Raw genomic sequence first — 3,328 nt, forward strand, 5'->3', positions numbered from 1 at the left:
GTCACTGGCGGCAGAACATCGCGACCCCGAAACCGGCGCCCACCTGCTGCGTCTTTCCCACTATGCACGGCTGCTGGCTGCCAACCTCAATTTGAGCGTAGCGCAGCAAGACATGATTTACGATGCTGCGCCTATGCACGACATAGGCAAGGTCGGCATCCCGGATGCGATACTCCTCAAACCCGGCAAGCTCGACGAGAGTGAAATGACGATCATGCGTACCCATCCGCAAATAGGCGCCGACATACTCAAGGAAAGCGCCTCGCCGCTGCTGCAGACGGCAGCCGTGATCTCGCTCTCGCACCACGAAAAATACGATGGCAGCGGTTATCCGAACGGCTTGAAAGGCGAGCAGATCCCGCTGTATGGCCGCATCATTGCAGTCGCCGACGTATTTGATGCGCTGACGTCGGCCCGGCCATACAAGGCGGCCTGGGATGTCGATCGTGCCGCAGCCATGCTCAGGGATGGCGCCGGCAGCCATTTCGATCCGGTCTGCGTCGATGCCTTTTTCAAGGACTGGGATGCGGTGCTGCAGATACACGAGCGGTATCAGGATCAGGAATACGCATGAGCGAGCTTATCGACTTCAACGAACTCAAGGCTGCGCATGCGCTGCCTTCGCCCAGGGGTGTGCGGCTCAACATCATGCGCCTGTGCCAGCAGGAAAATGTATCGCTGCAGGAATTGGCCCGGCAGATCCAGTCAGACCCCGTCCTTGCGGGGCGCATCATCAAGCTCGCCAACAGGCACAACCGCAACAATGTGCGCCCGATCGCATCAGTCACCACGGATGTGTTGATCCTGATCGGCGTGGCGGCCGTGCGGCAGGTCGTGCTTGGCATATCTCTGCTCACGTCTTATCAGAGCGGCGCCTGCAGGAATTTCAGTTATGCGCAGTTCTGGTCACAATCGGTGGCGATGGCTTGTGCCGCCCAGGCGCTGGCAGGATGCATACGCATTGCGCCAGTTGCGGAAATGTTTACCTGCGGCTTGCTGGCAGGGATAGGCCGTCTCGGACTGGCATCGGCGCGACCGGAAGCGTATTCCGGCTTGCTGACGCAGTACGCAGACAGCCCGCCTGAACAGATGACCGAGGCAGAAACGCAATTGTTCGGCTACAACCATCTGAGTCTGGCGGTCGCCATGATGAACGACTGGAATATTCCGCGCCTGTTTTGCGACGCCGTGCTGTTCCATGAAGCACCGCAGGCATCCGGCTTTGCAGCAGAGAGCAGGCAGCAGAAGCTGGTACAGCTATTGAACTGCGCGGCACGCATTGCCGATATCTGCATGGCGCGCGATGACGTGCAAGTGCAGCATCTGTACGCTGCACTGTGCGCATCCGGCCCCGCGCTAGGCATCGAACAGGAACAGCTGGCAGACGTCATCCATCAGGCATCGCTGGATTGGGCCGATTGGGGCAGCGTGCTGCAAGTGAAAACCAGGGCATTGCCGCCGCTGCAAATCGATGAAGGCGAAGACAAGAAGTAATATGGGACGCACTGATCGTAGACTAAAATGCTCATACGGCAGAAAATGGCAGCACCTGCAACGCTGCGCTTTCTGCCGCTGACCTACCCTACCTTCTATAAGTAAATCATGACTCTCCCGCTTGCGCACGTAGAAGCAAACCAGCGCCCCGCCAGCACGATCACCGATGCGGCGATAGACGCGGCGCAACAGCATCTGCGCGACGTACTGGCGATCGCAATCGAGCATCGCCTGCCGCATGCTGCCGTGGTGGTGTCGGATGCGCGCTGCGAACTCGCCGTTGCCCTCACGGAAGCTTACCGGCGCTGCCTGCCCACGGCGACATTCATCGACTTCGATGCAGTCTCGCCGGAGGCTGTGCTTGCCACGTTTGCAACGCTGGCAGCCGGCGATCTGGTGATACTGATTCAATCCACCAGTTTTCGCCTTGAGGCTTTCCGCATACGGATAGAACTCTTCAAGCGTGCGCTCAAGGTGATCGAACATCCGCACCTGTCGCGCATGCATGGGGAAGAAGCCCTGTATTACATCGCATCGCTGGCCTACGACCCGGCCTATTATCGCGGCGTCGGCCAGGCATTGAAGGCGCGCATAGACCGCGCCAGCTCTGGCGTCGTCGACAGTGGCGGTGAACGCCTGGTCTTTGCATCGCCATTCGAGCCGGCCAAGCTGAACATAGGCGACTACAGCGGCATGAACAACGTCGGCGGCCAGTTCCCTATCGGTGAAGTATTCACCGAAGCACTGGACCTGGAAGCGGTCAATGGGCGCGTGCGCATTTTTGTTTTTGGCGATACGGCCTTTCAAGTCAACAAACCCGAGCGGCCTATCACCCTCGTCATCAGCAAGGGCCGCGTCAGCGATGTGATCGATTCGACACCCGAGTTCGACCAGGTGCTGGCCAATATCCGCGCCGATGAAGGGGAAGTATGGTTGCGTGAGCTGGGCTTTGGCATGAACCGTGCCTTTACGCAGGAGCGCCTGGTCAGCGATATCGGCACCTACGAGCGCATGTGTGGCATCCATCTGTCGCTGGGCGCCAAACACGGCGTGTATAACAAACCCAATATCAAACGTGCAACGGCCCGTTACCACGTGGATGTCTTTGCCGTCACGCAAGCCGTCTATCTGGACGACGATGTCGTCTACCGCAACGGCGCCTGGCAAGTCTGAGGCCGTCGCAGGCATCTGCATCTTCCAGCAGGATGTCTCACTGGCGTTGCGCAAACCCGCGTAAAATGCGGCTAGCGCGGGTGTAGTTCAATGGTAGAACGAAAGCTTCCCAAGCTTTAGACGAGGGTTCGATCCCCTCTACCCGCTCCAATTCGCCGTCAGGCGCCCCGACTTGCCGGTGCCTGTTTCACTGGCGACGATACAGACTCAATCTGCAGCATTAACCGACCACTTCAGCATGACCGATAACAAATCCGACGACGGGCACAACAAGCCGCTTTTTTACGATCCGACCGACCATCGCATACGCAGTTTCGTCACGCGTGCCGGACGCCTGTCGACAGCGCAGGCGCGCTCCATCGAAGAGCTGGGGCCGCAATTTTTCATTCCCTATGCAAAAGCGCCGCTGGATGTGGAGCTGGCATTCGGCCGCAGTGCGCCGACGATATTTGAAATCGGTTTCGGCATGGGTGAGACGACCGCCAAGATCGCAGCCAGCATGCCGGAAAAGAATTTCATCGGGGTGGAAGTGCATACGCCGGGCGTAGGCAGCCTGCTGAAACAGATAGGCGAACAGGGTTTGACCAACCTGCGCATCATCCAGCACGATGCATTTGAAGTGTTGACCAACATGATCGCACCGGCCTCGCTGGCTGGCGTG

3 protein-coding genes, 1 tRNA gene and 1 pseudogene are annotated in these 3,328 nt (G+C 58.8%); all 5 read left to right on the plus strand.

The genetic code is table 11. The features are described from left to right. Positions 1-574 (plus strand): HD-GYP domain-containing protein (locus Q7T06_RS02885; protein WP_304779854.1); only part of this gene is annotated, 574 nt, incomplete at its 5' end. Next, complete coding sequence (locus Q7T06_RS02890) at positions 571-1,494, plus strand: HDOD domain-containing protein (RefSeq protein WP_304779858.1); 924 nt, start codon at positions 571-573, stop codon at positions 1,492-1,494. The genes Q7T06_RS02885 and Q7T06_RS02890, both read left to right, overlap by 4 nt. Before the next feature lie 108 nt (positions 1,495-1,602). Beyond that, positions 1,603-2,667, plus strand: coding sequence for a hypothetical protein (locus tag Q7T06_RS02895; protein ID WP_304779861.1), 1,065 nt, complete (start codon positions 1,603-1,605; stop codon positions 2,665-2,667). A 76-nt stretch (positions 2,668-2,743) separates the two neighbouring features. Continuing rightward, positions 2,744-2,817, plus strand: a tRNA-Gly gene (locus Q7T06_RS02900). A gap of 88 nt (positions 2,818-2,905) precedes the next feature. After that, positions 2,906-3,328: pseudogene (locus tag Q7T06_RS02905) on the plus strand (tRNA (guanosine(46)-N7)-methyltransferase TrmB); the annotation flags it as partial.

The organism is Herminiimonas sp. (genome assembly GCF_030645555.1).
Classification (GTDB): domain Bacteria; phylum Pseudomonadota; class Gammaproteobacteria; order Burkholderiales; family Burkholderiaceae_D; genus Oxalicibacterium.